The sequence below is a fragment of the Agromyces fucosus genome (genome assembly GCF_004134865.1).
Classification (GTDB): Bacteria; Actinomycetota; Actinomycetes; order Actinomycetales; family Microbacteriaceae; genus Agromyces; species Agromyces fucosus.
In genome coordinates this window covers 686,540-708,158 of the sequence record NZ_SDPO01000003.1, presented here as the reverse complement: position 1 = coordinate 708,158, position 21,619 = coordinate 686,540, and the positions used below count along the sequence as shown (strand labels likewise).

Here is a 21,619-nt window from a genome sequence, read left to right as displayed (position 1 = left end):
GGAGTCAGTCCATATGCGGCTCGAGCCAGTCGAGACCCCCGTGAATCATACGCGAGGTCCCGACTGGCTCGTGCAATCGGTGCTGTACCGGTCTACTTGACCGAGCCGCCAGCGGCGACGATCTTCTGCTCAGCCGAGCCGGAGACCTTGTCGACCGCGACGGTGAGCTTCACCTGGATGTCACCGTTGCCGAGAACCTTGACGCGCTCGTTCTTGCGAACGGCGCCCTTCTCGACGAGGTCGGCGATCGTGACGTCGCCGCCCTTCGGGTACAGCTCGGCGAGCTTCTCCAGGTTCACGACCTGGTACTCGACGCGGAACGGGTTCTTGAAGCCGCGGAGCTTCGGCGCACGCATGTGGTACGGAAGCTGGCCACCCTCGAACCCGGGGCGGATGTTGTTGCGAGCCTTCGAGCCCTTGGTACCGCGACCTGCCGTCTTGCCCTTCGAACCCTCACCGCGTCCGACGCGGGTCTTGTCCTTCTTGGAGCCGGGAGCGGGGCGGAGGTGGTGGACCTTCAGCACCTGCTCGCGCTTCTCCGCGACCTCCGCCTTGGCAGCGGCCGACTTGGCGGGCGCAGCCTTGGCGGGGGCCTTCTTCGCCGGAGCCTTGGCGGCGTCGGCCGAGTCGGCCTTCGCAGCTGCGGCCTTGGCGGGGGCCTTCTTCTCGGCAGCAGCCTTGGGGGCTGCCTTCGCGGCGGCGGGCTTGTCGGCCGTCTTCTTCGCCGGAGCCTTCTTGGGGGCTTCGGCGGCGACGTCCTTCTTCTCGTCAGCCATTAGTCAATCTCCTCAACCTTCACGAGGTGCGCGACGGTGTTCACATAGCCGCGGTTCTGCGAGTTGTCCTCGCGAACGACCGACTGGCCGATGCGCTTGAGTCCGAGGCTGCGCAGCGTGTCGCGCTGGTACTGCTTCTCGCTCACCTTGGACTTGATCTGGGTCACCTTCAGCTGCTTGGCCATCAGGCACCTGCCTTCGCTGCTGCGGCGGACTCTGCCGCCTGGGCCTCGGCACGCAGCAGACGGGCCGGAGCGACCTCGTCGTAGGCCAGGCCACGACGGGCAGCGACTGCACGCGGCTCTTCGAGCTGCTGCAGGGCGGCGACCGTGGCGTGCACGATGTTGATGGTGTTCGACGAACCGAGCGACTTGCTCAGGACGTCGTGGATGCCGGCGCACTCGAGCACCGCGCGCACGGGACCACCGGCGATGACACCGGTACCGGCCGAAGCGGGGCGCAGCAGGACGACGCCGGCTGCAGCCTCACCCTGGACGGGGTGCGGGATGGTCGCTCCGATGCGAGGGACGCGGAAGAAGTTCTTCTTCGCCTCCTCGACACCCTTCGAGATCGCGGTCGGGACCTCGCGCGCCTTGCCGTAGCCGACGCCGACGAGTCCGTTGCCGTCGCCCACGACGACGAGCGCCGTGAAGCTGAAGCGACGGCCGCCCTTGACGACCTTCGACACGCGGTTGATGGTCACGACGCGCTCGAGGAACTGGCTCTTCTCGGCGTCACGGCCACCGCGGTCGCGGCCACCCTGGTTGCGGTCTCGACCACCGCCGCGACGGTTGTCGCGCTCGTTCCGAGCCGGCTCCGAAGCTGCTGCCGTCTCGACGGGTGCCTCTGCGGTCACCTCGGTCTCCTTCGTAGTGTTCTCGCTCACAGGTTGAGCCCTGCCTCTCGCGCTCCATCGGCGATCGCTGCGACACGACCGGCGTACTTGTTGCCGCCGCGGTCGAAGACGACGGACTCGATGCCGGCCTTCTTCGCACGCTCTGCGACGAGCTCGCCGACCTTCTTGGCCTTGGCGGTCTTGTCACCGTCGAACACACGGAGGTCTGCCTCCATGGTCGAGGCGCTGGCGACGGTCAGGCCCTTGCTGTCGTCGACGACCTGGACGAACACGTGACGTGCCGAACGGGTGACGACGAGGCGCGGACGCAGCTCGGTGCCGACGACCTTCTTGCGAAGGCGGGTGTGGCGGCGCGAACGCGCAGCCGTCTTGGTCTTCACAGCCATGATTACTTACCTGACTTTCCGGCCTTGCGACGCACGACCTCGCCGGCGTAGCGGATGCCCTTGCCCTTGTACGGCTCGGGCTTCTTGATCTTGCGGATGTTCGCGGCGACCTCGCCGACCGCCTGCTTGTCGATGCCCGCGACCGTGATCTTGTTGTTGCCCTCGACGGTCAACGTGATGCCGGCGGGAGCGTCGACGACGACGGGGTGCGAGAAACCGAGCGCGAGCTCGAGCGACGAGCCCTTCTGCGCGACGCGGTAACCGGTGCCGACGATCTCGAGGCCCTTGGAGTAGCCCTGCGTCACGCCGATGATCTGGTTGGCGATGAGGGTACGCGTGAGGCCGTGCAGCGAACGCGAGGTGCGCTCGTCGTCGGGGCGGGTGACGAGAACCTGGTTCTCTTCGAGCTTGACCTCGATGGGGGCGGCGACGGTGAGCGCGAGCTCGCCCTTCGGGCCCTTGACCGAAACGGCCTGGCCGTCGATCTTGACGTCGACGCCCGCGGGGATGTCGATGGGAAGTCGTCCGATTCGTGACATGGAACTACCACACGTAGGCGAGGACTTCTCCGCCTACGCCCTTCTTCTCGGCCTGGCGGTCGGTGAGCAGACCGCTGGAGGTGGACAGGATGGCAACGCCGAGGCCGCCGAGCACCTTGGGGAGCTCCGTCGACTTCGCGTACACGCGGAGGCCGGGCTTGGAGACGCGCTTGATGCCAGCGATCGAACGCTCGCGGTTGGGGCCGAACTTGAGCTGCAGCGTGAGCGTCTTGCCCACGCGAGCGTCAGTCAGCTCGAAGTCCGCGATGTAGCCCTCCTTCTTCAAGATCTCGGCGATGTTCGCCTTGAGCTTGGAGTTGGGCATCGACACGGAGTCGTGGTGTGCGGAGTTCGCGTTCCGCAGACGGGTCAGCATGTCAGCGACCGGGTCGGTCATCGTCATGACGAGTGTTTCCTTACGTTCACCAGGTTTCAGCGCCCGTTACACGAGCGATGACCTGTGGTGTCGGTCTCCCGCGGATGCGGAGGACCGGGGTCGGATGCTGCGGGCGTGCGCCCGCAGCATCCGTGGTTCAGTTGGCCGCGTCGGCCGACTTGAAGGGGAAGCCGAGCTGCTTGAGCAGCGCGCGGCCCTCTTCGTCCGTCTTGGCGGTGGTCACCACAGTGATGTCCATGCCGCGGACGCGGTCGATCTTGTCCTGGTCGATCTCGTGGAACATCGACTGCTCCGTGAGACCGAAGGTGTAGTTGCCGGTGCCGTCGAACTGCTTGTCCGAGAGGCCGCGGAAGTCGCGGATACGGGGCAGTGCGAGCGAGAGCAGGCGGTCGAGGAACTCCCACATGCGGTCGCCACGAAGCGTGACGTGGGCGCCGATGGGCTGTCCCTCGCGCAGCTTGAACTGCGCGATGGACTTGCGAGCCTTCGTGACCTGCGGCTTCTGGCCGGTGATCTTGGTGAGATCGGCGATCGCGCCGTCGATGACCTTGCCATCGCGCGCGGCTTCGCCGACACCCATGTTCACGACGATCTTCACGAGACCCGGAATCTGGTGCACGTTGGTGTAGCCGTGCTCCTCGGTGAGGGCCTTCGAGATCTCGTCCCGGTACTTGGTCTTCAGGCGCGGCTGGATTTTGCCAGCCTGCGTAGCCGTGTCGGTCATTACAGGTCCTTACCTGACTTCTTTGCGTAACGGACGCGGACGGTCTTGTCGACGCCGTCCTTCGTCACGGTCTCGATGCGGAAACCGACGCGGGTCGGCTTCTTCGACTCGGGGTCGACGAGCGCGACGTTCGAAACGTGGATCGGGGCCTCGACGGTCTCGATGCCGCCGGTCTTCGAGCCGCGCTGCGTCTGGCCGACGCGAACGTGCTTCGTCACGAAGTTGATGCCTTCGACGACGACGCGGTTCTCGGCGACGAGCACCTCGAGGACCTTGCCCTGCTTGCCGCGATCTCCGCCGCGAGCCTGGCTGCGGCCCGAGATGACCTGAACGAGGTCACCCTTCTTGATGTTGGCCATGACTAGATAACCTCCGGTGCCAGCGAGATGATCTTCATGAACTTCTTGTCGCGGAGCTCGCGACCGACCGGTCCGAAGATACGGGTGCCGCGGGGGTCACCATCGTTCTTCAGGATCACTGCGGCGTTCTCGTCGAACTTGATGTAGGAGCCGTCGGGACGACGGGTCTCCTTGACGGTGCGGACGATGACGGCCTTGACCACATCGCCCTTCTTGACGTTGCCGCCGGGGATGGCGTCCTTGACGGTCGCGACGATGGTGTCACCGAGGCCGGCGTACCGACGCTTCGAGCCACCGAGCACGCGGATCGTGAGGAGCACCTTGGCGCCGGTGTTGTCGGCGACCTTGACTCGTGATTCCTGCTGAAGCACTTTGAATCTCCTTCTTTCAAGTAAGCCCGAGGCTTACTTGGCCTTCTCGACGATCTCGACGAGGCGCCAGCGCTTCGTGGCGGAAAGGGGACGGGTCTCGCTGATCACGACGAGGTCGCCGATGCCGGCGGTGTTCAGCTCGTCGTGAGCCTTGACCTTCGAGGTGCGGCGCAGAACCTTGCCGTACAGCGGGTGCTTCACGCGGTCCTCGACCTCGACGGTGATGGTCTTGTCCATCTTGTCGCTGACGACGTAGCCGCGACGAACCTTGCGGTAGCCGCGGACGAGCTCGGCCGCGGTGTCGACCTCGGCCGAAGCCTTCTTGGTCTCAGCCATGATCAGGCCTCCTTCGTCTCTTCGACCTCGGCTGCAGCATCAGCGGATGCCTCGGCCTTGGCCTTCTTCGTCTTCTTCTCGGCCTTGGCCGGAACCTCGACCGGCGCGGGCGTTGCCCGGATGCCGAGTTCGCGCTCGCGGATGACCGTGTAGATGCGCGCGATGTCGCGCTTGACCGCCCGGAGGCGGCCGTGGCTTTCGAGCTGACCGGTGGCCGACTGGAAGCGCAGGTTGAACAGCTCTTCCTTGGCCTTCTTCAGCTCATCGACGAGTCGCTCGTCTTCAAAGGTGTCGAGCTCGACGGGGCTGAGCTCCTTGGTGCCGACGGCCATTATGCGTCGCCCTCCTCGCGCTTGATGATGCGTGCCTTGAGGGGCAGCTTGTGGATGGCACGGGTCATTGCCTCACGAGCGAGTTCCTCGGAGACGCCGGAGACCTCGAAGAGGACTCGACCCGGCTTGACGTTCGCGACCCACCACTCGGGCGAACCCTTACCGGAACCCATGCGGGTTTCGGCCGGCTTCTTGGTGAGCGGACGGTCGGGGTAGATGTTGATCCACACCTTGCCGCCGCGCTTGATGTGACGCGTCATGGCGATACGAGCGGACTCGATCTGACGGTTCGTCACATACGCGGGGGTCAACGCCTGGATGCCGAACTCACCGAAGGTGACCTTCGTGCCGCCGGTGGCGTGGCCCGAACGGCCGGGGTGGTGCTGCTTGCGGTACTTGACTCGACGGGGAATCAACATGGTTATGCCTCAACTCCTGCTGCCACCGGCTCCTGCGCCTTGGGCGCACGGCGGGGACGGTCACTGCGCTCGGGGCGCGACGACTTCTGGTTGGCCTGCTCGCGGGCGAGCTCCTTGTTGGTGATGTCGCCCTTGTAGATCCAGACCTTGACACCGATGCGACCGAAGGTGGTCTTCGCCTCGTAGAAGCCGTAGTCGATGTTCGCGCGGAGCGTGTGCAGGGGCACACGGCCTTCGCGGTAGAACTCCGAACGGCTCATCTCGGCGCCGCCGAGGCGGCCGGAGACCTGGATGCGGACGCCCTTGGCGCCGGCGCGCTGTGCACCCTGCAGGCCCTTGCGCATCGCGCGGCGGAAGGCCACACGAGCGGAGAGCTGCTCGGCGATGCCCTGAGCGACGAGCTGAGCGTCGGCCTCGGGGTTCTTCACCTCGAGGATGTTCAGCTGGATCTGCTTGCCGCTGAGCTTCTCGAGGTCGGCGCGGATGCGCTCGGCCTCGGCGCCGCGGCGGCCGATCACGATGCCGGGACGTGCCGTGTGGATGTCCACGCGGACACGGTCACGGGTGCGCTCGATCTCGATGCGCGAGACACCGGCGCGGTCGAGCGACGTCTGCAGCAGTCGACGGATCTTGATGTCTTCTGCCAGGTAGTCGGCGTAGCGCTGACCGGGCTTCGTCGAGTCGGAGAACCACCGCGACACATGGTCGGTGGTGATGCCGAGACGGAAGCCGTACGGGTTTACTTTCTGACCCATTACTTCGTACCCTCCTCGGGCGTGGCGAGCACGACGGTGATGTGGCTCGTTCGCTTGTTGATGCGGAAGGCACGACCCTGAGCACGCGGCTGGAATCGCTTGAGGGTGGTGCCCTCATCGACGTAGGCGCTGCTGATGTAGAGGTCCTGCTCGTCCAGGTAGGTGTTCGTTGCATCGGCCTTGACGCGAGCGTTCGCGATGGCCGAGGCGACGAGCTTGTACACCGGCTCGCTCGCACCCTGGGGGGCGAACTTCAGGATGGCGAGTGCCTCCTGTGCCTGACGGCCGCGGATCATGTTGACGACGCGACGGGCCTTCATGGGGGTGACGCGGATGTGTCGCACGCGTGCGATCGACTCCACCATTTCTTCTCCTCCTTCACGTCACCGCTTAGCGGCGACGGCCCTTCTTGTCGTCCTTCACGTGTCCACGGAAGGTGCGGGTGGGGGCGAACTCGCCGAGCTTGTGACCCACCATGGTCTCGGTGACGAACACCGGGATGTGCTTGCGGCCGTCGTGCACCGCGATGGTGTGACCCAGCATCGCCGGGATGATCATCGAACGGCGCGACCAGGTCTTGATGACGTTCTTGCTGCCGGCCTCGTTCGCCGTGATCACCTTGCGAAGCAGGTGGTCATCGACGAAGGGGCCCTTCTTCAGACTGCGTGGCATCTTCTACAACTCCTACTTGCGCTTCTTGCCGACGTTACGGCGGCGAACGATGAGCTTGTCGCTGGGAAGATCGCGCTTGCGCGTACGGCCTTCCTTCTGGCCCCAGGGGCTGACGGGGTGACGTCCACCGGACGTCTTGCCCTCGCCACCACCGTGCGGGTGGTCGACCGGGTTCATGGCGACGCCACGCACGGTCGGGCGGACGCCCTTCCAGCGCATGCGGCCGGCCTTGCCCCAGTTGATGTTCGACTGCTCGGCGTTGCCGACCTCGCCGACGGTCGCGCGGCAGCGCGCGTCGACGTTGCGGATCTCGCCCGAGGGCAGACGCAGCTGGGCGTAGGGGCCGTCCTTCGCAACGAGGCGAACGGATGCTCCGGCCGAGCGTGCCATCTTGGCACCGCCGCCGGGGCGCAGCTCGATGGCGTGCACCACGGTACCGGTGGGGATGTTCTTCAGCGGCAGGTTGTTGCCGGGCTTGATGTCGGCGCCGGGGCCCGACTCGACGACGTCGCCCTGCGAGAGCTTGTTCGGAGCCAGGATGTAGCGCTTGGTGCCATCGACGAAGTGCAGCAGCGCGATGCGCGCGGTGCGGTTGGGGTCGTACTCGATGTGAGCGACCTTGGCGTTGATGCCGTCCTTGTCGTTCCGCTTGAAGTCGATCACGCGGTACTGGCGCTTGTGGCCACCACCGATGTGACGCGTCGTGATGCGGCCCTGGTTGTTGCGACCACCGGTCTTCGGCAGCGGGCGGAGCAGCGACTTCTCAGGCGTGGAGCGCGTGATCTCCGCGAAGTCGGCGACCGACGAACCGCGACGACCAGGAGTCGTGGGCTTGTACTTACGAATAGCCATTCTTATTCCTCTGCTCCCTAGCCGACAGCCGTGAAGATGTCGATCGAGCCGGACTTGAGGGTGACGATCGCGCGCTTGGTGTCCTTGCGCTTGCCCATGCCGAACCGGGTACGGCGGGTCTTGCCCTGGCGGTTCAGGGTGTTGATCGACGCCACCTGGACGTTGAAGATCTTCTCGATGGCGAGCTTGATCTCGGTCTTGTTCGAACGGGGGTCCACGATGAACGTGTACTTGCCCTCGTCGATCAGGCCGTAGCTCTTCTCCGAGACGACGGGCGCGATGATGATGTCGCGCGGGTCCTTGTTGTTCGCGGCGGCGGTCATGCCGAGACCTCTTCCTTCTTCGCCGTCTTCGAAGCCACGAAGGACTCGAGGGCAGCGGTGCTGAAGACGATGTCGTCCGAGACGAGCACGTCGTAAGCGTTCAGCTGGTCGACGCGCAGCACGTGCACGGTCGGGATGTTCCGAACGGCGCGCTGCGAGAGCTCTTCACCGGGCGCGAGCACGATGAGGAAGCGCTTCGCCGGAGCGATCGCGGCGAGGAGCGCGACGGCTTCCTTGGTCTTCGGCGTCTCGCTGGCCGTGAAGGCGGTGACCGCGTGGACGCGGCCGCCGCGAGCGCGGTCGGAGAGCGAGCCGAGGAGGGCTGCTGCGATCATCTTCTTGGGGGTGCGCTGCGAGTAGTCGCGCGGCTGCGGGCCGTGCACGACGCCACCACCGGTCATCTGAGGAGCGCGGATCGAACCCTGACGGGCGCGGCCGGTGCCCTTCTGCTTGAACGGCTTGCGACCGGCGCCGGAAACCTCGCCGCGGGTCTTGGTCTTGTGCGTGCCCTGGCGCGCTGCTGCGAGCTGGGCGACGACGACCTGGTGGATGAGCGGGACGTTGGTCTGCACGTCGAAGAGTTCGGCGGGCAGCTCGACCGAGCCGGACTTCTTGCCGGTCGCGTCGAGCACGTCAATGGTGTTGGCGGTAGCCATGGACTACGCCCCCTTCACTGCGTTGCGGACGAAAACGAGACGGCCGCGAGCACCGGGAACCGCGCCCTTGACGAGCAGCAGGCCCTTCTCGGCGTCGACGGCGTGCACGCGGAGGTTGAGCACGGTCACGCGCTCGCCACCCATGCGGCCGGCCATGCGCATGCCCTTGAAGACGCGGCTGGGCGTCGACGAGGCACCGATGGAACCGGGCTTGCGGTGGTTGCGGTGCGAACCGTGCGAAGCGGAGACACCCTTGAAGTTGTGGCGCTTCATGACACCGGCGAAGCCCTTGCCCTTGCTCGTGCCGACGACGTCGACGAGCTGGCCGGCCTCGAAGGCACCCTCGACGGGGAGCTCCTGGCCGAGGGAGTACGACGCGGCGTCCGCGGTGCGGACCTCGGTCAGGTGGCGACGGGGGGTCACGCCTGCAGCGGCGAAGTGGCCGGTCGCGGGCTGGTTGACCTTGCGCGGGTCGATGGCGCCTGCAGCGATCTGCACAGCCTCGTAGCCGTCGTTCGCGACGGTGCGGAGCTGGGTGACCACGTTGGGAGCGATCTCGATGACGGTCACGGGCACGAGCTTGTTGTTCTCGTCCCACACCTGGGTCATGCCGAGCTTGGTGCCGAGCAGACCCTTCACGTTCTTGGTAGCGGAAGACATCTGTTACCTCAGAGCTTGATCTCGATGTTGACGTCTGCCGGCAGGTCGAGTCGCATGAGCGAGTCGACGGCCTTGGGCGTCGGGTCCACGATGTCGATGAGGCGCTTGTGGGTGCGCATCTCGAAGTGCTCGCGGCTGTCCTTGTACTTGTGGGGCGAGCGGATGACGCACACCACGTTCTTCTCCGTCGGAAGCGGCACGGGGCCGACGACCGTGGCACCCGCGCGGGTCACCGTGTCGACGATCTTGCGCGCCGAGGTGTCGATGACCTCGTGGTCATACGACTTCAGTCGAATGCGGATCTTCTGTCCCGCCATTGCTGACTCTCTCTCTGTCAAGGCGTCTTACCCCTTCCGAGGGCATCGGACGCCGCGTAGCTACTCCGTGTGAAGCACCACTGTTCTTCTGTCAAAGGCCGGTGATCGAGCCTGTCGAAACCACCCGCCCGGATGTACCGGGGCGGTGCTCTCGACACGCTCGACCTTCGAACCCGCCGGCGCGCACGCGGACATGGTCGCCCATGGCGTTGTGTGTGTCGGTTTGTCTGTTCTCCTGCCTGCGGCCTAACCTGACCCCTGCGTGAGCCCCGTAACGGGGTGAACCGGGTGGTTATGCACTGCCTGACAGTGATCCGATCAGCGCGCACGAGTGCACGCGTTCGAAATGTTGAACTCAACGAGTTTGCCACAATGAGGGGCTACTTGCAACCCGGGCGTGTCGCGCCCGGGCGGGTTCACAGGGATGTCGCAGACGAGGCCCCACGCGGCCCACGACATCCGTGATGGAATCGACGTGACGACCACGTCTGGAGGGCGAACATGACCGAGCACGCGCATCAGGTGAGCGACCGCATCGGACCGGGCAGCATCTCGGTCACCCGCACCGGCGAACGCACGTTCGAGGGCATGAACGAACGTGGCTCGACGGTGCGCATCGGGCCGGCCGAGGCCGAGGGCCACTTCACTCCCGGCGAGTTGCTGAAGCTCGCCCTCGCTGGCTGCGCCGGGATGAGTGCCGACCGCGTCGCCGCTCGGCGCCTCGGCGAGGACTTCGCGATGACCGTGTGGGCGCACGGCACCTCGGACTCCGAGAACCGGTACTCGCGGGTCGATGAGGAACTGCTCCTCGACCTCTCCGCACTCGACGAGGCGGAGCGCACGAAGCTCATCGAGATCATGGTCAAGGCGATCGACCGTGGCTGCACCGTCGCCCGCAGCGTGCACGGCAGCATCGACCTCGAGACGACGATCGACGGCACCGCGGTCTGAGACGGCGCGACGGCTGTCGCTGCTCAGTCACGATCGCTACGCGAGCACGCGACGGTGCGCTCGGCGGCGACGCTCGGGGCGACCACGCCGGCCCCGACGACGAGGGCGATGACCGCGGCCAGTGCACCGATCACGATCGAGGGGCGAGCCTGCACTCCCTTCGCCGGCGTGCGGAACGGGTCCTCGATGTACCGCTTCGAGAGGCTGGCGACGAGGAACGAGAACGCCACGAGCAGCACCATCAGCCACGGCGGGCTCGGCACACCCGTCAGGTACGGCACGAACATGAAGATCGGCCAATGCCAGAGGTAGAGCGAGTACGACACATCGCCCATCCACTGCACCGGACGCAGCGCAGCGAGGCGCGACGGCGACCAGGCGAGTCGCGGCATGCCCGCCCAGATCACGGCGAGCGTTCCGACCACCGGCAGGAGCACGACCGTTCCCGGGAAGACGTCGGGCGAGCGGAAAGCGACGATCGGCACGGCGATGAGGACCAGCCCGGCGAGTGAGGCGGCTGCACGCACCCGCTCGTGGCCGCGGAGCGGTGTCGCGGCGAGCAGTGCGAGCAACCCGCCGACGCCGAACTCCCAGGTGCGCGTGAACGTCGAGAAGTACGCGAGGTCGGGGTCCTGCGCTGTGAGCACGATGCAATGCACGAACGACGCGAGGGTGACCGCGCCGAGCAGCGGCAGGAGCACGCGTCGCGATGCGACTCCCCATCGCGCCGCGAACCAGATCGCGACGATCAGCAGGAGAGGCCAGAACAGGTAGAACTGCTCCTCGACGGAGAGCGACCAGTAGTGCTGCACGGGCGTGGACTCGAGATCTGCGCGTCGCGGGATCTGGGAGTCGATCGCGAGCTGCCAGTTCTCGGAGTAGAGCGCGCTCGCGACGATCTCCCGGAACCACGACCGCCATTCGCGCTGGGGCACCACGGCGATCGTCAGGACGGAGACGACCGCGAGCACCGTCACGGCCGCCGGGAGGATCCGCCGGGCCCGGCGCAGGTAGAAGCTGCCGAGCGGGATGCGGCCCCGCTGCTCCGCGTCGCGGAGGAGGAGCCCGGTGATCAGGAACCCGGAGACGACGAAGAACACGTCGACGCCCATGTAGCCGGCCGGCGCGACGGCCGGCCATCCGTGATGGAGCACGACTGCTCCGACGGCGAGCGCCCGAAGAGCCTGAATCTCAGGGCGAACCGTCGACCGAACGAATGGCTGAGGGGGAACTGCCATCCGTCACAGCGTAGGTCGATCGTCACACTCGCGGAAGGGGTTGACGCCGGGTACACGAAAGGGGCCCGGTGCCCTGAACTCACCGCCCCGACCCCGCGGTGGGTACACGAAAGGGGCCGGTGCCCTGAGCTCACCGCCCCGACCCTGCGGTGGGTACACGAAAGGGGCCGGGCCCGAAGGCCCGACCCCTGTCGGCGATCAGTAGGTGAACCTACTTGACGATCTTGGTGACCGTACCGGCACCCACGGTGCGTCCACCCTCACGGATGGCGAAGCCGAGGCCCTCCTCCATGGCGATCGGCTGGATCAGCTCGACCGTCATGTCGGTGGTGTCGCCGGGCATGACCATCTCGGTGCCCTCGGGCAGCGTGATGACGCCGGTGACGTCGGTGGTGCGGAAGTAGAACTGCGGGCGGTAGTTCGCGTAGAACGGGTTGTGACGCCCGCCTTCCTCCTTGGAGAGGATGTACGCGGTGCCCTCGAAGCCCGTGTGCGGGGTGACCGAGCCGGGTGCGACGACGACCTGGCCGCGCTCGACGTCTTCGCGCTTGGTGCCGCGAAGGAGCAGACCGCAGTTCTCGCCGGCCCATGCCTCGTCGAGCTGCTTGTGGAACATCTCGATACCGGTGACCGTGGTCTTCTGCGTCGGGCGGATGCCGACGATCTCGACCTCGGAGTTGATCTTCAGCGTGCCACGCTCGGCGCGGCCCGTGACGACGGTTCCACGACCGGTGATCGTGAAGACGTCCTCGACCGGCATGAGGAACGGCTTGTCCTTGTCGCGGATCGGGTCGGGGATGTTGTTGTCCACGGCCTCCATGAGGTCGAGGATCGACTGGACCCACTTCTCGTCGCCCTCGAGCGCCTTGAGGCCCGACACGCGGACGACGGGGGCGTTCTCATCGAAGCCCTGGCTGGCGAGCAGCTCCGAGACCTCGAGCTCGACGAGCTCCAGGATCTCCTCGTCGTCGACCATGTCGGACTTGTTGAGCGCGACGAGCAGGTACGGCACGCCGACCTGCTTGGCGAGCAGCACGTGCTCGCGCGTCTGAGCCATCGGGCCGTCGGTCGCCGCGACCACGAGGATCGCGCCGTCCATCTGAGCCGCACCGGTGATCATGTTCTTGATGTAGTCGGCGTGACCCGGGGCGTCGACGTGCGCGTAGTGGCGCTTCGGCGTCTCGTACTCGACGTGCGAGATGTTGATCGTGATGCCGCGCTGGCGCTCCTCGGGAGCGGAGTCGATCGACGCGAAGTCGCGCTGCACGTTGGTGGCCGACGGGTACTTGTCGGCGAGCACCTTCGAGATCGCTGCGGTGAGCGTGGTCTTGCCGTGGTCGACGTGACCGATCGTTCCGATGTTGACGTGCGGCTTGGTCCGCTCGAACTTGGCCTTAGCCACTGTGGGTCCTCCTCAGGACTCGTGTAGATCCGCCGGGCGCTGGATTGCGACCGGTGGTCTACGGGGGTTGTGTTGATATGTTACGCGAACCGGAAGGTTCGTGCGTATCGGACTATTCGCCCTTGTTCTTCTGGACGATCTCGTCGGCCACAGCCTTCGGGACCTCCGCGTAGCTCTGGAACTCCATCGAGTACACCGCGCGACCAGAGGTCTTCGACCGAAGGTCGCCGATGTAACCGAACATCTCCGAGAGCGGGACGTGCGCACGCACGACCTTCACGCCTGCAGCATCCTCCATGGACTGGATCTGACCGCGACGCGAGTTCAGGTCGCCGATGACGTCGCCCATGTACTCCTCGGGAGTACGGACTTCGACGGACATCAGCGGTTCGAGCAGGACGGGGTTCGCCTTGCGAGCGGCTTCCTTGAAGCCCATCGAGCCGGCGATCTTGAACGCCATCTCCGAGGAGTCGACGTCGTGGGCGGCACCGTCGAGGATCGACGCCTTGACGCCGACCATCGGGTACCCGGCGAGGATGCCGTACTGCATGGCATCGCGGAAGCCGGCATCGATCGAGGGGATGTACTCGCGCGGGATGCGGCCACCGGTGACCTTGTTCTCGAACTCGTAGATCTTGTCGCCTTCGATCTCGAGCGGCTCGATCGCGAACTGGATCTTCGCGAACTGGCCGGAACCACCGGTCTGCTTCTTGTGGGTGTAGTCGTGCTTCTCGACCGCGCGCTTGATCGTCTCGCGGTACGCGACCTGGGGCTTGCCCACGTTGGCCTCGACGTTGAACTCGCGCTTCATGCGGTCGACCAGGATGTCGAGGTGGAGCTCGCCCATTCCCTTGATGACCGTCTGACCGGTCTCCTGGTTCTGCTCGGTGCGGAAGGTCGGGTCCTCTTCGGCGAGCTTCTGGATCGCCGTGCCGAGCTTCTCCTGGTCGGCCTTGGTCTTCGGCTCGATGGCGACCTCGATGACGGGCTCGGGGAAGGTCATCGACTCGAGGACGACCTGGTTGTTCGGGTCGCAGAGGGTGTCACCGGTGGTGGTGTCCTTCAGGCCGATCACCGCGTAGATGTTGCCGGCGGTCACCGAGTCGATCGGGATCTCCTTGTTGGCGTGCATCTGGAAGATCTTGCCGATGCGCTCCTTCTTGCCCTTGGTCGAGTTGACGACCTGGGCGCCGCTGTCGAGGCGACCGGAGTAGACGCGCACGTAGGTGAGGCGACCGAAGAACGGGTGCACCGCGACCTTGAACGCGAGAGCCGTGAAGGGCTCCGTGGCGTCGGCGTGACGCATGACGACCTTCTCTTCGTCGCGAGCGTCGTGCGCCTCGATGGCGGGCACGTCGAGCGGCGAGGGGAGGTAGTCGATGACGGCGTCGAGCATCGGCTGCACGCCGCGGTTCTTGAACGCCGAACCGCAGAGCACGGGGTAGATCTCGGAGTTGACGGTGAGCTTGCGGATCGCGGCCTTGATCTCGGCCACGGTCAGCTCTTCGCCGCCGAAGTACTTCTCCATGAGCGCGTCGTCGGTCTCGGCGACGGCCTCGAGCAGCGCGGTGCGGTACTCGGCGGCCTTGTCGACGAGGTCGGCGGGGATCTCCTCGATGGCGTACTCGGCGCCCATCTTGACGTCACCCTTTGCGTCGCCGCGCCACGTGAGTGCACGCATCTCGACCAGGTCGACGACGCCTTCGAAGTTCGACTCCGAACCGATCGGGAGCTGCAGCACGAGGGGCTTGGCGCCCAGTCGGCTGATGATGGTGTCGACCGTGAAGTAGAAGTCGGCGCCGAGCTTGTCCATCTTGTTGACGAAGCAGATGCGGGGCACGTCGTACTTGTCGGCCTGGCGCCAGACGGTCTCGGACTGGGGCTCGACGCCCTCCTTGCCGTCGAAGACGGCGACCGCACCATCGAGCACGCGGAGCGAGCGCTCGACCTCGACCGTGAAGTCCACGTGGCCGGGGGTGTCGATGATGTTGATCTGGTTCTTGTTCCAGTAGCAGGTCACGGCGGCCGACGTGATCGTGATGCCGCGTTCCTTCTCCTGCTCCATCCAGTCGGTCGTCGAGGCGCCGTCGTGGGTCTCGCCGATCTTGTGGTTGACGCCCGTGTAGAACAGGATGCGCTCGGTCGTGGTGGTCTTGCCGGCATCGATGTGCGCCATGATGCCGATGTTGCGGACCTTGTTCAGGTCGGTGAGCACGTCTTGTGCCACGAGGGTTCCTCCGGGATGTTCAGGAACGAAAGGTGTGAGGTGAGCGGATGCCGCCGCGTGCTGCCGCGGCATCCGCTCGGCCTGCTACCAGAAGTAGTGGGCCCGAACGAATGCCAGCCGCGATCGGAGGCATCCGCTCGGCCTGCTACCAGCGGTAGTGGGCGAAGGCGCGGTTCGACTCGGCCATCTTGTGGGTGTCTTCGCGGCGCTTGACCGCGGCACCCAGGCCGTTCGATGCGTCGAGGATCTCGTTGGTGAGACGCTCGGTCATCGTCTTCTCGCGACGAGCCTTGGCGTAGCTGGTGAGCCAGCGGAGGGCCAGGGTGTTGGCGCGGTGCGGCTTGACCTCGACGGGGACCTGGTAGGTCGATCCGCCGACGCGACGCGAACGCACCTCGAGGGTCGGGCGCACGTTGTCGAGCGCCTTCTTCAGGGTGGCGACGGCGTCCTGGCCGTTCTTCTCGGCGACGTTCGAGAGCGCTTCGTAGACGATGCGCTGCGCGAGGTCCTTCTTGCCGTCGACGAGGATCTTGTTGACGAGCTGGCTGACGACGGGCGACCCGTAGACGGGGTCGGCGACGACGGGGCGCTTCGGAGCGGGTCCCTTACGAGGCATTACTTCTTCTCCATCTTCGCGCCGTACTTGCTGCGGCCCTGCTTGCGGTTCTTCACGGCCTGCGTGTCGAGCGCGCCGCGGACGATCTTGTAGCGCACACCGGGGAGGTCCTTGACACGACCACCGCGGATGAGCACCATCGAGTGCTCCTGGAGGTTGTGGCCCTCACCGGGGATGTAGGCGGTGACCTCGGTGCCGTTGGAGAGCTTCACACGAGCGACCTTGCGGAGCGCGGAGTTCGGCTTCTTCGGGGTGGTGGTGTACACACGCGTGCACACGCCGCGCTGCTGGGGGTTCGCCTTGAGGGCGGGGGCCTTGGTCTTGGTGACCTTCGGCGAGCGGCCCTTGCGGACCAACTGCTGAATGGTTGGCACTGCTTCTCCTTGTTGGTGCTGCACGGTGACAGCGTTTGATGGAATTCACATCACGACCCACCGGCACCGCAGAGTTGCAGCGCCTTGGTTGGTGGGTATGCCGTGGGGGCGAATCGCCCGACGTGTGCGACTTCTCTCGGCCCGTCTCGCGCCGGTCTTGCAGGCACGATTCGAGCGCGCGACAACGCGCACACCCGATCAATGGTAATGCGCCGTAACCTCGCGGTCAAATGGCGGCGGATGCAGCGGGGCCGCCGACTCCCCTGCGGCCCGTCAGCTCGGCCATCCGGGCGAGTCGAGCTCGCGGTCGAGATCGGCGAGCAGATCCTCGATCTGCGGCTCGACGAGGCGCTCGACGGCGTTGCCGATGCGGTAGCGGTGCTGGGCGAGCTCGACGCAGATGCGGCGGCCGAGCTGCTTCGCGAAGTCGTCCGCGAGACGGACCTCCTCGCGGAGCGCTTCCTTCTCTTCGGGCGTGAACGGGCGAGGGGCGGGCTCGGCGGCCTCGGCCGCGGTATCGGCCTCGAGGCCCGACAGCGTGAACAGGAACGGCTGGTCGGGCACCGGCTCGGGGTCGACGTCGAGCCCGAGGAACTCGGGTTCGAGACCCTCGCCCGCACGGTACGGCCGGCGGGCCTTGCGCTCCTCGGCGAGCCTGATCTCGCGGTGCAGCATCGGGAGGTTCCGCGCCGTGTAGTCGTCGACCGCGAGGTCGATGACCCCCTTCATGCGCATCGAGAAGGCGTGCTGCACGGGGTGCGGCACGTCGACGTCGAGGCCGGCGGCGGCGAGGATCGGCGAGCCGAAGCAACGCGTGCAGAGGCGCACGCGGGCGCGATGCGTGCCGGGTCGCCACCGGGGCAGCCATGCCAGCCACCGGTCGACCTCGTGGCTCACGCGCGCCTCGATCGAACCCTGCATCAGGTTCACGATACTGCGAGCGCGCGTTCTGCGTCACGGAACCGCGAGCGGATGGCGCGGCGACACCCTTCACTCGTCGTCATCGCGCTCCCACGGCCACTTCGGGCGTTCCATCCCGGAGTCTCGACCGCGAGCGACGAGCACGGCGAACGACGCCGTGACCGCTGCGAGGGCCGGGATGAGCAGGCCGAACCATCCGATGCCGAATCCGAGGCCGAACAGCAGCGCCGCGATCAGGGTGCTGCCCTCGCTCGCGATGGCGTAGCCGATGACGGAGACGACGACGAACGCGAGCCAGGTCCAGACCGCCGAGAGCACGACGCTCGACCAGATGCGGTCCGGTCGTCGGAGCGTGACGGCGAGGGTGAGCAGCAGGGCGATGACGGATGCCCCGATCGCGGCCGGTGCCACGAAGAGTCCGGCCTCGGGGTCGACGACGACCTCGACACCCGTGAGGAGGCTCACGAACCCGTACGCGCAGACGACGAGGGCGAGATCGAGTGCTGCGGCGAAGGCGGCCACGATCCAGGCCGTGCGGCGCGGGTCCATGCTTCGAGGCTACGCCGTGAGCCGGATGGGCGCGGCTCCCGAAAGGTAGGCTGACTCCCCGAGAGCCGAGCGTCGGCCCGATCAGACCGCGAAAGGGTGACGATGGTCACGCCGATCCTCGAGGCATCCGTCGATCGTGCCAAGGTCGACACCGTCGGCCGCTGGAACTCCGGCATCATCCTCGTCAGCATCGTGGCCGGATGCCTCATCACCGCCGGCCTCGTCTTCGCCGTCGCGTCGGGCATGGGTTGGTTCACGGTCACCGTCGCCGCCCTCGGCGCGGGGGCTTGTCTGCTCTCGACCGTCATGGCGCTCCGCCGGCGACGGGCGCTCATTCTCCTCGTGACGGACGTCGACGTGGCGCTGACGATCACCGACGCCGGCGTGCGCCTGGCGGGCGCTCCGTTCATCCCCTGGCACGAGATGGTCTTCGTGGGTGTCCTCGACGACCGTGCGCGCTCGGCTCGGATGCAACGACTCCCGCTGTCGGGCCCGCTCGCGACCGCGGCACTCAAGGCCGGGAACGGCACACTGCTCTGCGAGATCGCCGTCCGCGACGGGGCGGCGCTGAAGCGCGCGTTCGGGGGCGATCCCGGCGCCGACCGCGTGACGCTGTTCGACGAGTTCGACGGTGTGCGGCGCGGGCTGATCCCCCTCATGCTCGACGCCGTGATCGAGGACTCGGCCGCGCACCGATCGGCCAAGGTCCTCGTCGACGAGGCGACGCGCCGCGGCGTGCCGACGGGTGCGTTCACCTCCGTCTTCGGATACTTCGACTGGAAGGGACCGATGATCGACCGCAAATGGCCGGTCTCGAATGAGGAAGGCACCCATGGAACAGCTTGAACGCCCTCTGGCCACCCTCACCGGCGAACTGCGACGGGTGCGCTCGCGCGGACTCATGATCACCGCCGCGGCGTTCATCGTCGCCGGGCTCCTCGGGCTCGTCGTCTCGCTCACGCAGTACGACGCCATCGTCGCGATGTCGTCGGACTACGAAGGACGGCGTTCGGCACTGCGCGGTCTCGTGGCGCCCGCGCTCGTGCTGTTCAGCGCCGCCGCGCTCATCGGCGGCATCGTCTGGCTGACGGCCTGGTCGTACCGCTGGGAACGCGTCGCGACGGGCTCCCGGGTGAAGCAGAGCGTCAACGCCTACGCGCACGTCGCCCCGCAGGACGCCGCCGCGCTGCTCGAGCGGTTCCGCACCGGCGACCCGCGCGTGTACCTTCCGGTGCCCGCGGCCAAGAGCGGACAGGTCACCTTCGGCATCTGGCTGTCGCCGAGGGATTCGGTGGCCTACGTGACCGTCGTCGCGCGATCGGGCAATGGCTGGCAGCCGCTGCCGCCCGTCGTGCTGCGCGAGAACGCCTATGCGGCGATCAGCCAGGTCACGGTCGACAACTACGGCGCCCGCGCCAGCCAGACGATCGTCAACGGATTCCTCGATCCGTTCCTCCGCGGCTGACGGCGCGGCTGGCGACCCGCACCGGTGGCGACGCCACCCGGGTTCAGGTCGCCGACCACCCCGGGAATCCGGCGCAGCCGTCGGTGAGGCGGATGAATCCGTCGACCTTGTCGGTCAAGATCGCGTACGACGTGGCGGCATCGCCGCCGGCGACCGCTTCGTCCATGCGCTGCAGGTTGCGCAGCGCCGTCGGCAACCAGTCGAGGAAGGCGCCGGGCGGAATCTCGGAGGTGTCTTCGCCGAGGATCGCCTGCACGTCGGCGATGGCCGCCCGCAACTCGGGCAGGTCCTGCGGGCGGAGGGTCGCGGAGATGCTCACCGCGACGAGCTCGGTCACCGGCTGGCGCAGTCGTTCGCAGCGCTGTTCGAGCACCGAACTCACGAGGTGGCCCCGCCGTCCCGACGTTCGAACATGACGTGCGGCGTGCGCTCCCCCGACCGGAAGGCGGCGAGCCCGGCGTCGAAGTCCATCGCGGAGGCGACGAACAACACGGACTCATCGGGCGCGACGTAGATCTTGCCGCCGCCGCGCACGGCGTGGACTGCGCAGATGCCGAGACCGTCGGGCAGGTCGATGATGTTGAGGTTCGGCGCCTCCGTGAGCTTGTCGAAGAGCCCTCGGGCGACCTCGACGAGGCGGTCACGGTCTGCTGCGGCATCCGGGGCCGCCGTGGGCGCGCCGTTCGTCGGAAGCGGCAGTGCGCCGCGCACTCGCGGCTGACCGGCGAGTTGCGTGATGAGGGCGATGTGCTCGTAGAGCCCGCCGAGCTGGAGGTGCTCCGCGTCGTTCGGACCGCCGAGGGCGAGCAGCGGCACGAATCCGAAGCACTGCTCGAACGCCGGAACACCGTCGCGGTCGCGCGCGGCCGGATACGGCTGCCACTGCCACACGACGTCCCGGTGACGCTCGTCTTCGATGAGGGAGACGACGTCGTCGAAGGGGACGCCCTGTGCCACGTCGATCGCACCGAAGCGGAACTTCACGACGAAGAACGCGCCACCGGCGTGGAAGACGACGTCGCCGAGGGCCGTCGTGAACAGCACGGTCGAGCCGTCGGGCATGGCGAAGACGCCGTCGAGCATCTGTGCCGCGCGATCCGGATCGACGACGCGGAAGAACCCGTCGGCGCCGACGAATCCGGCACCCTGACGCCGCCACAGGTCGACGATCTCGGCGGGAACCTGCCCGGCGAACCGGGCGATGGTCTCCTCGCCGATCGGCGCCACCTGGGTGAACGTGTTGAACGTGGTCATTCCGGTCCTTCCTCAGCAGGCTTCGCACGGCGCTCCACGCGGCGAAGGCTTCCACGACACCACAGATCGAGCCGCCGGGCGATGGGGAGCGCTCCCCATCCTGTCGCAAAGACGGCGTTCACGCCGACCTCATCGTGAGGCTCAAACGGGGTCGGAACCCCATATCGGGACGTCCGCCCCCACGGCGAGGAACGGTCGGATGAGCGTCTCGTACTGTTCTTCGGAGAGTTTCGTCCGCTGCACGACACCGAGCGCAGCGGTCATCGTATCCATTATCGCGTCGTGGAGATCCGCGCTCGGGTCGGCTTCGAGTTGCTCATGCATCGGAACGAACGCATCGCGGACGCGCTTGTCGAGCGCACTGCGTTCCGCCGCCGAGAGCTTCGCAGCCTTCCGCGCCGAGGTGCGAGCGGATGCACCCGTCGCGAGTGCACGCTCACTCACCTCGGTGAAGTCGGCTGGGGTCAGCTTCTGCACCGATGCCAGAAAGCGATCGAGTCCGTGGTTGTCCGAGACGGTCATCTTCTCTCCCGTGCCGTGCCGATGATCGGGTCGTTCGAGAACTCTACCCGGCGCGGAGCTGGAGCATCAGCCGGCTGGAGCCGCCACCGGAGTCATCGCCCTGACCTTCTTGGCATGAAGGTTGCGCAGCCCCTCGTGAACCTCGCCGGTCTCCTTGTTGATGAAGATCACCCGGTTGTCCCAACGCGCGAACGCTTCCCGCCCCTCGACGAGGAACTCACGTGCTCCCCAGACCGGCAGGTAGTCGGAGGCATCCTCGTACCATTCGGGCGCGATGTAGAGCTCGCCCGACACCGCCGGGGGGTGCGCGGCGAAGAACTGCTCGAGCAGGGTTCGTGCTTCCTGGATCGTCACCATCTTCCCAGTCTCT

General features: G+C 66.7%; 34 protein-coding genes. 3 read left to right on the top strand and 31 right to left on the bottom strand.

Annotated elements, in window-relative coordinates; translation table 11 throughout:
* Positions 1-92: 92 nt before the first annotated feature.
* The 20 genes from rplO to rpsJ form a co-directional block, all read right to left on the bottom strand.
* Positions 93-776 (bottom strand): 50S ribosomal protein L15, encoded by a 684-nt coding sequence (rplO, locus tag ESP57_RS18780; protein ID WP_082571405.1) that lies wholly within the window; start codon positions 774-776, stop codon positions 93-95.
* On the bottom strand, positions 776-961 hold the full coding sequence (rpmD, locus tag ESP57_RS14800) for a 50S ribosomal protein L30 (protein ID WP_056010840.1): 186 nt from the start codon (positions 959-961) through the stop codon (positions 776-778). Before rpmD ends, rplO begins: the two co-directional genes overlap by 1 nt.
* Positions 961-1,662 carry a 30S ribosomal protein S5 gene (gene rpsE, locus ESP57_RS14795; protein ID WP_056010842.1) on the bottom strand — a complete coding sequence of 234 codons (702 nt, stop codon included), beginning with the start codon at positions 1,660-1,662 and terminating at the stop codon, positions 961-963. Before rpsE ends, rpmD begins: the two co-directional genes overlap by 1 nt.
* The gene (gene rplR, locus ESP57_RS14790) at positions 1,659-2,018 is read right to left on the bottom strand and encodes a 50S ribosomal protein L18 (protein WP_056010846.1); all 360 of its coding nucleotides are present in this window, start codon (positions 2,016-2,018) and stop codon (positions 1,659-1,661) included. The genes rpsE and rplR overlap by 4 nt, the downstream gene beginning before the upstream one ends.
* Before the next feature lie 2 nt (positions 2,019-2,020).
* On the bottom strand, positions 2,021-2,557 hold the full coding sequence (rplF, locus tag ESP57_RS14785; protein ID WP_056010849.1) for a 50S ribosomal protein L6: 537 nt from the start codon (positions 2,555-2,557) through the stop codon (positions 2,021-2,023).
* A gap of 4 nt (positions 2,558-2,561) precedes the next feature.
* Complete coding sequence (rpsH, locus tag ESP57_RS14780) at positions 2,562-2,960, bottom strand: 30S ribosomal protein S8 (RefSeq protein ID WP_056010852.1); 399 nt, start codon at positions 2,958-2,960, stop codon at positions 2,562-2,564.
* A gap of 130 nt (positions 2,961-3,090) precedes the next feature.
* A complete protein-coding gene (rplE, locus tag ESP57_RS14775) occupies positions 3,091-3,678 on the bottom strand; it encodes a 50S ribosomal protein L5 (protein WP_115961208.1) in 588 nt (195 codons plus the stop codon).
* Complete coding sequence (gene rplX, locus ESP57_RS14770) at positions 3,678-4,037, bottom strand: 50S ribosomal protein L24 (RefSeq protein WP_056010858.1); 360 nt, start codon at positions 4,035-4,037, stop codon at positions 3,678-3,680. The genes rplE and rplX overlap by 1 nt, the downstream gene beginning before the upstream one ends.
* A 2-nt stretch (positions 4,038-4,039) precedes the next feature.
* Entirely contained in the window at positions 4,040-4,408 is a 369-nt protein-coding gene (gene rplN, locus ESP57_RS14765) for a 50S ribosomal protein L14 (protein WP_056010861.1), read from the bottom strand.
* 33 nt (positions 4,409-4,441) lie between these two features.
* Positions 4,442-4,744, bottom strand: a complete 303-nt coding sequence (rpsQ, locus tag ESP57_RS14760) for a 30S ribosomal protein S17 (protein ID WP_056010864.1) — start codon at positions 4,742-4,744, stop codon at positions 4,442-4,444.
* Positions 4,745-4,746: 2 nt separating this feature from the next.
* Entirely contained in the window at positions 4,747-5,076 is a 330-nt protein-coding gene (rpmC, locus tag ESP57_RS18860; RefSeq protein ID WP_056010867.1) for a 50S ribosomal protein L29, read from the bottom strand.
* A complete protein-coding gene (gene rplP / locus ESP57_RS14750) occupies positions 5,076-5,495 on the bottom strand; it encodes a 50S ribosomal protein L16 (protein WP_056010870.1) in 420 nt (139 codons plus the stop codon). Before rplP ends, rpmC begins: the two co-directional genes overlap by 1 nt.
* 2 nt (positions 5,496-5,497) lie before the next feature.
* Positions 5,498-6,250 (bottom strand): 30S ribosomal protein S3, encoded by a 753-nt coding sequence (gene rpsC, locus ESP57_RS14745; RefSeq protein WP_056010873.1) that lies wholly within the window; start codon positions 6,248-6,250, stop codon positions 5,498-5,500.
* Positions 6,250-6,615, bottom strand: coding sequence for a 50S ribosomal protein L22 (gene rplV / locus ESP57_RS14740; RefSeq protein WP_056010876.1), 366 nt, complete (start codon positions 6,613-6,615; stop codon positions 6,250-6,252). Before rplV ends, rpsC begins: the two co-directional genes overlap by 1 nt.
* A gap of 25 nt (positions 6,616-6,640) precedes the next feature.
* Positions 6,641-6,922 (bottom strand): 30S ribosomal protein S19, encoded by a 282-nt coding sequence (rpsS, locus tag ESP57_RS14735; protein WP_056010880.1) that lies wholly within the window; start codon positions 6,920-6,922, stop codon positions 6,641-6,643.
* Positions 6,923-6,934: 12 nt separating this feature from the next.
* Positions 6,935-7,774 (bottom strand): 50S ribosomal protein L2, encoded by an 840-nt coding sequence (rplB, locus tag ESP57_RS14730; protein WP_056010883.1) that lies wholly within the window; start codon positions 7,772-7,774, stop codon positions 6,935-6,937.
* Between the two features lie 17 nt (positions 7,775-7,791).
* Positions 7,792-8,097, bottom strand: a complete 306-nt coding sequence (rplW, locus tag ESP57_RS14725; protein WP_056010886.1) for a 50S ribosomal protein L23 — start codon at positions 8,095-8,097, stop codon at positions 7,792-7,794.
* On the bottom strand, positions 8,094-8,753 hold the full coding sequence (gene rplD / locus ESP57_RS14720; RefSeq protein WP_056010889.1) for a 50S ribosomal protein L4: 660 nt from the start codon (positions 8,751-8,753) through the stop codon (positions 8,094-8,096). Before rplD ends, rplW begins: the two co-directional genes overlap by 4 nt.
* A 3-nt stretch (positions 8,754-8,756) precedes the next feature.
* The gene (rplC, locus tag ESP57_RS14715; protein WP_056010893.1) at positions 8,757-9,413 is read right to left on the bottom strand and encodes a 50S ribosomal protein L3; all 657 of its coding nucleotides are present in this window, start codon (positions 9,411-9,413) and stop codon (positions 8,757-8,759) included.
* An 8-nt stretch (positions 9,414-9,421) separates the two neighbouring features.
* A complete protein-coding gene (gene rpsJ / locus ESP57_RS14710; protein ID WP_017201594.1) occupies positions 9,422-9,730 on the bottom strand; it encodes a 30S ribosomal protein S10 in 309 nt (102 codons plus the stop codon).
* Between the two features lie 501 nt (positions 9,731-10,231).
* Between rpsJ and ESP57_RS14705 the strand changes: the two genes are divergently transcribed.
* Positions 10,232-10,681 carry an OsmC family protein gene (locus ESP57_RS14705; protein WP_115961205.1) on the top strand — a complete coding sequence of 150 codons (450 nt, stop codon included), beginning with the start codon at positions 10,232-10,234 and terminating at the stop codon, positions 10,679-10,681.
* Positions 10,682-10,704: 23 nt separating this feature from the next.
* Here the strand turns inward: ESP57_RS14705 and ESP57_RS14700 are convergent, their stop codons facing one another.
* The 7 genes from ESP57_RS14700 to ESP57_RS14670 all read right to left on the bottom strand — a co-directional run bounded on the left by ESP57_RS14700 (position 10,705) and on the right by ESP57_RS14670 (position 18,008).
* Positions 10,705-11,919 (bottom strand): acyltransferase family protein, encoded by a 1,215-nt coding sequence (locus tag ESP57_RS14700; protein WP_129232096.1) that lies wholly within the window; start codon positions 11,917-11,919, stop codon positions 10,705-10,707.
* Between the two features lie 211 nt (positions 11,920-12,130).
* The gene (gene tuf / locus ESP57_RS14695; RefSeq protein ID WP_056010902.1) at positions 12,131-13,321 is read right to left on the bottom strand and encodes an elongation factor Tu; all 1,191 of its coding nucleotides are present in this window, start codon (positions 13,319-13,321) and stop codon (positions 12,131-12,133) included.
* 112 nt (positions 13,322-13,433) lie between these two features.
* A complete protein-coding gene (fusA, locus tag ESP57_RS14690; protein WP_056010904.1) occupies positions 13,434-15,548 on the bottom strand; it encodes an elongation factor G in 2,115 nt (704 codons plus the stop codon).
* A 145-nt stretch (positions 15,549-15,693) separates the two neighbouring features.
* A complete protein-coding gene (gene rpsG / locus ESP57_RS14685; RefSeq protein ID WP_056010907.1) occupies positions 15,694-16,164 on the bottom strand; it encodes a 30S ribosomal protein S7 in 471 nt (156 codons plus the stop codon).
* Entirely contained in the window at positions 16,164-16,538 is a 375-nt protein-coding gene (gene rpsL, locus ESP57_RS14680) for a 30S ribosomal protein S12 (RefSeq protein ID WP_022893888.1), read from the bottom strand. Before rpsL ends, rpsG begins: the two co-directional genes overlap by 1 nt.
* 273 nt (positions 16,539-16,811) lie before the next feature.
* Positions 16,812-17,459: a hypothetical protein gene (locus ESP57_RS14675; RefSeq protein ID WP_056013135.1), complete on the bottom strand. Its 648-nt coding sequence runs from the start codon at positions 17,457-17,459 to the stop codon at positions 16,812-16,814.
* A 69-nt stretch (positions 17,460-17,528) separates the two neighbouring features.
* Positions 17,529-18,008 carry a DUF6121 family protein gene (locus tag ESP57_RS14670; RefSeq protein ID WP_056010911.1) on the bottom strand — a complete coding sequence of 160 codons (480 nt, stop codon included), beginning with the start codon at positions 18,006-18,008 and terminating at the stop codon, positions 17,529-17,531.
* Positions 18,009-18,110: 102 nt separating this feature from the next.
* On the opposite strand from ESP57_RS14670, the gene ESP57_RS14665 reads away from it, so the two are divergent.
* The gene (locus tag ESP57_RS14665; protein WP_115961199.1) at positions 18,111-18,854 is read left to right on the top strand and encodes a hypothetical protein; all 744 of its coding nucleotides are present in this window, start codon (positions 18,111-18,113) and stop codon (positions 18,852-18,854) included.
* A complete protein-coding gene (locus ESP57_RS14660) occupies positions 18,841-19,473 on the top strand; it encodes a hypothetical protein (RefSeq protein ID WP_115961196.1) in 633 nt (210 codons plus the stop codon). The genes ESP57_RS14665 and ESP57_RS14660 overlap by 14 nt, the downstream gene beginning before the upstream one ends.
* 43 nt (positions 19,474-19,516) lie before the next feature.
* Here the strand turns inward: ESP57_RS14660 and ESP57_RS14655 are convergent, their stop codons facing one another.
* The 4 genes from ESP57_RS14655 to ESP57_RS14640 all read right to left on the bottom strand — a co-directional run bounded on the left by ESP57_RS14655 (position 19,517) and on the right by ESP57_RS14640 (position 21,606).
* Entirely contained in the window at positions 19,517-19,855 is a 339-nt protein-coding gene (locus ESP57_RS14655; RefSeq protein ID WP_056010922.1) for a hypothetical protein, read from the bottom strand.
* A complete protein-coding gene (locus tag ESP57_RS14650) occupies positions 19,852-20,727 on the bottom strand; it encodes a T6SS immunity protein Tdi1 domain-containing protein (protein ID WP_115961193.1) in 876 nt (291 codons plus the stop codon). The genes ESP57_RS14655 and ESP57_RS14650 overlap by 4 nt, the downstream gene beginning before the upstream one ends.
* 141 nt (positions 20,728-20,868) lie before the next feature.
* On the bottom strand, positions 20,869-21,204 hold the full coding sequence (locus ESP57_RS14645) for a hypothetical protein (RefSeq protein WP_165877488.1): 336 nt from the start codon (positions 21,202-21,204) through the stop codon (positions 20,869-20,871).
* Between the two features lie 111 nt (positions 21,205-21,315).
* The gene (locus tag ESP57_RS14640; protein WP_056010930.1) at positions 21,316-21,606 is read right to left on the bottom strand and encodes a hypothetical protein; all 291 of its coding nucleotides are present in this window, start codon (positions 21,604-21,606) and stop codon (positions 21,316-21,318) included.
* Between the last annotated feature and the right edge of the window lie 13 nt (positions 21,607-21,619).

Excerpts from the sequence above, each read along its gene's own strand:
- rplO (WP_082571405.1), bottom strand. The coding sequence starts at position 776 with ATGGCTGACGAGAAGAAGGACGTCGCCGCCGAAGCCCCCAAGAAGGCT.
- rpmD (WP_056010840.1), bottom strand. The coding sequence starts at position 961 with ATGGCCAAGCAGCTGAAGGTGACCCAGATCAAGTCCAAGGTGAGCGAG.
- rplR (WP_056010846.1), bottom strand. The coding sequence starts at position 2,018 with ATGGCTGTGAAGACCAAGACGGCTGCGCGTTCGCGCCGCCACACCCGC.
- rplF (WP_056010849.1), bottom strand. The coding sequence starts at position 2,557 with ATGTCACGAATCGGACGACTTCCCATCGACATCCCCGCGGGCGTCGAC.
- rpsH (WP_056010852.1), bottom strand. The coding sequence starts at position 2,960 with ATGACGATGACCGACCCGGTCGCTGACATGCTGACCCGTCTGCGGAAC.
- rplE (WP_115961208.1), bottom strand. The coding sequence starts at position 3,678 with ATGACCGACACGGCTACGCAGGCTGGCAAAATCCAGCCGCGCCTGAAG.
- rplX (WP_056010858.1), bottom strand. The coding sequence starts at position 4,037 with ATGGCCAACATCAAGAAGGGTGACCTCGTTCAGGTCATCTCGGGCCGC.
- rpsQ (WP_056010864.1), bottom strand. The coding sequence starts at position 4,744 with ATGGCTGAGACCAAGAAGGCTTCGGCCGAGGTCGACACCGCGGCCGAG.
- rpmC (WP_056010867.1), bottom strand. The coding sequence starts at position 5,076 with ATGGCCGTCGGCACCAAGGAGCTCAGCCCCGTCGAGCTCGACACCTTT.
- rplP (WP_056010870.1), bottom strand. The coding sequence starts at position 5,495 with ATGTTGATTCCCCGTCGAGTCAAGTACCGCAAGCAGCACCACCCCGGC.
- rpsC (WP_056010873.1), bottom strand. The coding sequence starts at position 6,250 with ATGGGTCAGAAAGTAAACCCGTACGGCTTCCGTCTCGGCATCACCACC.
- rplV (WP_056010876.1), bottom strand. The coding sequence starts at position 6,615 with ATGGTGGAGTCGATCGCACGCGTGCGACACATCCGCGTCACCCCCATG.
- rpsS (WP_056010880.1), bottom strand. The coding sequence starts at position 6,922 with ATGCCACGCAGTCTGAAGAAGGGCCCCTTCGTCGATGACCACCTGCTT.
- rplB (WP_056010883.1), bottom strand. The coding sequence starts at position 7,774 with ATGGCTATTCGTAAGTACAAGCCCACGACTCCTGGTCGTCGCGGTTCG.
- rplW (WP_056010886.1), bottom strand. The coding sequence starts at position 8,097 with ATGACCGCCGCCGCGAACAACAAGGACCCGCGCGACATCATCATCGCG.
- rplD (WP_056010889.1), bottom strand. The coding sequence starts at position 8,753 with ATGGCTACCGCCAACACCATTGACGTGCTCGACGCGACCGGCAAGAAG.
- rplC (WP_056010893.1), bottom strand. The coding sequence starts at position 9,413 with ATGTCTTCCGCTACCAAGAACGTGAAGGGTCTGCTCGGCACCAAGCTC.
- rpsJ (WP_017201594.1), bottom strand. The coding sequence starts at position 9,730 with ATGGCGGGACAGAAGATCCGCATTCGACTGAAGTCGTATGACCACGAG.
- ESP57_RS14705 (WP_115961205.1), top strand. The coding sequence starts at position 10,232 with ATGACCGAGCACGCGCATCAGGTGAGCGACCGCATCGGACCGGGCAGC.
- ESP57_RS14700 (WP_129232096.1), bottom strand. The coding sequence starts at position 11,919 with ATGGCAGTTCCCCCTCAGCCATTCGTTCGGTCGACGGTTCGCCCTGAG.
- rpsG (WP_056010907.1), bottom strand. The coding sequence starts at position 16,164 with ATGCCTCGTAAGGGACCCGCTCCGAAGCGCCCCGTCGTCGCCGACCCC.
- ESP57_RS14675 (WP_056013135.1), bottom strand. The coding sequence starts at position 17,459 with ATGCAGGGTTCGATCGAGGCGCGCGTGAGCCACGAGGTCGACCGGTGG.
- ESP57_RS14670 (WP_056010911.1), bottom strand. The coding sequence starts at position 18,008 with ATGGACCCGCGCCGCACGGCCTGGATCGTGGCCGCCTTCGCCGCAGCA.
- ESP57_RS14665 (WP_115961199.1), top strand. The coding sequence starts at position 18,111 with ATGGTCACGCCGATCCTCGAGGCATCCGTCGATCGTGCCAAGGTCGAC.
- ESP57_RS14660 (WP_115961196.1), top strand. The coding sequence starts at position 18,841 with ATGGAACAGCTTGAACGCCCTCTGGCCACCCTCACCGGCGAACTGCGA.
- ESP57_RS14650 (WP_115961193.1), bottom strand. The coding sequence starts at position 20,727 with ATGACCACGTTCAACACGTTCACCCAGGTGGCGCCGATCGGCGAGGAG.
- ESP57_RS14640 (WP_056010930.1), bottom strand. The coding sequence starts at position 21,606 with ATGGTGACGATCCAGGAAGCACGAACCCTGCTCGAGCAGTTCTTCGCC.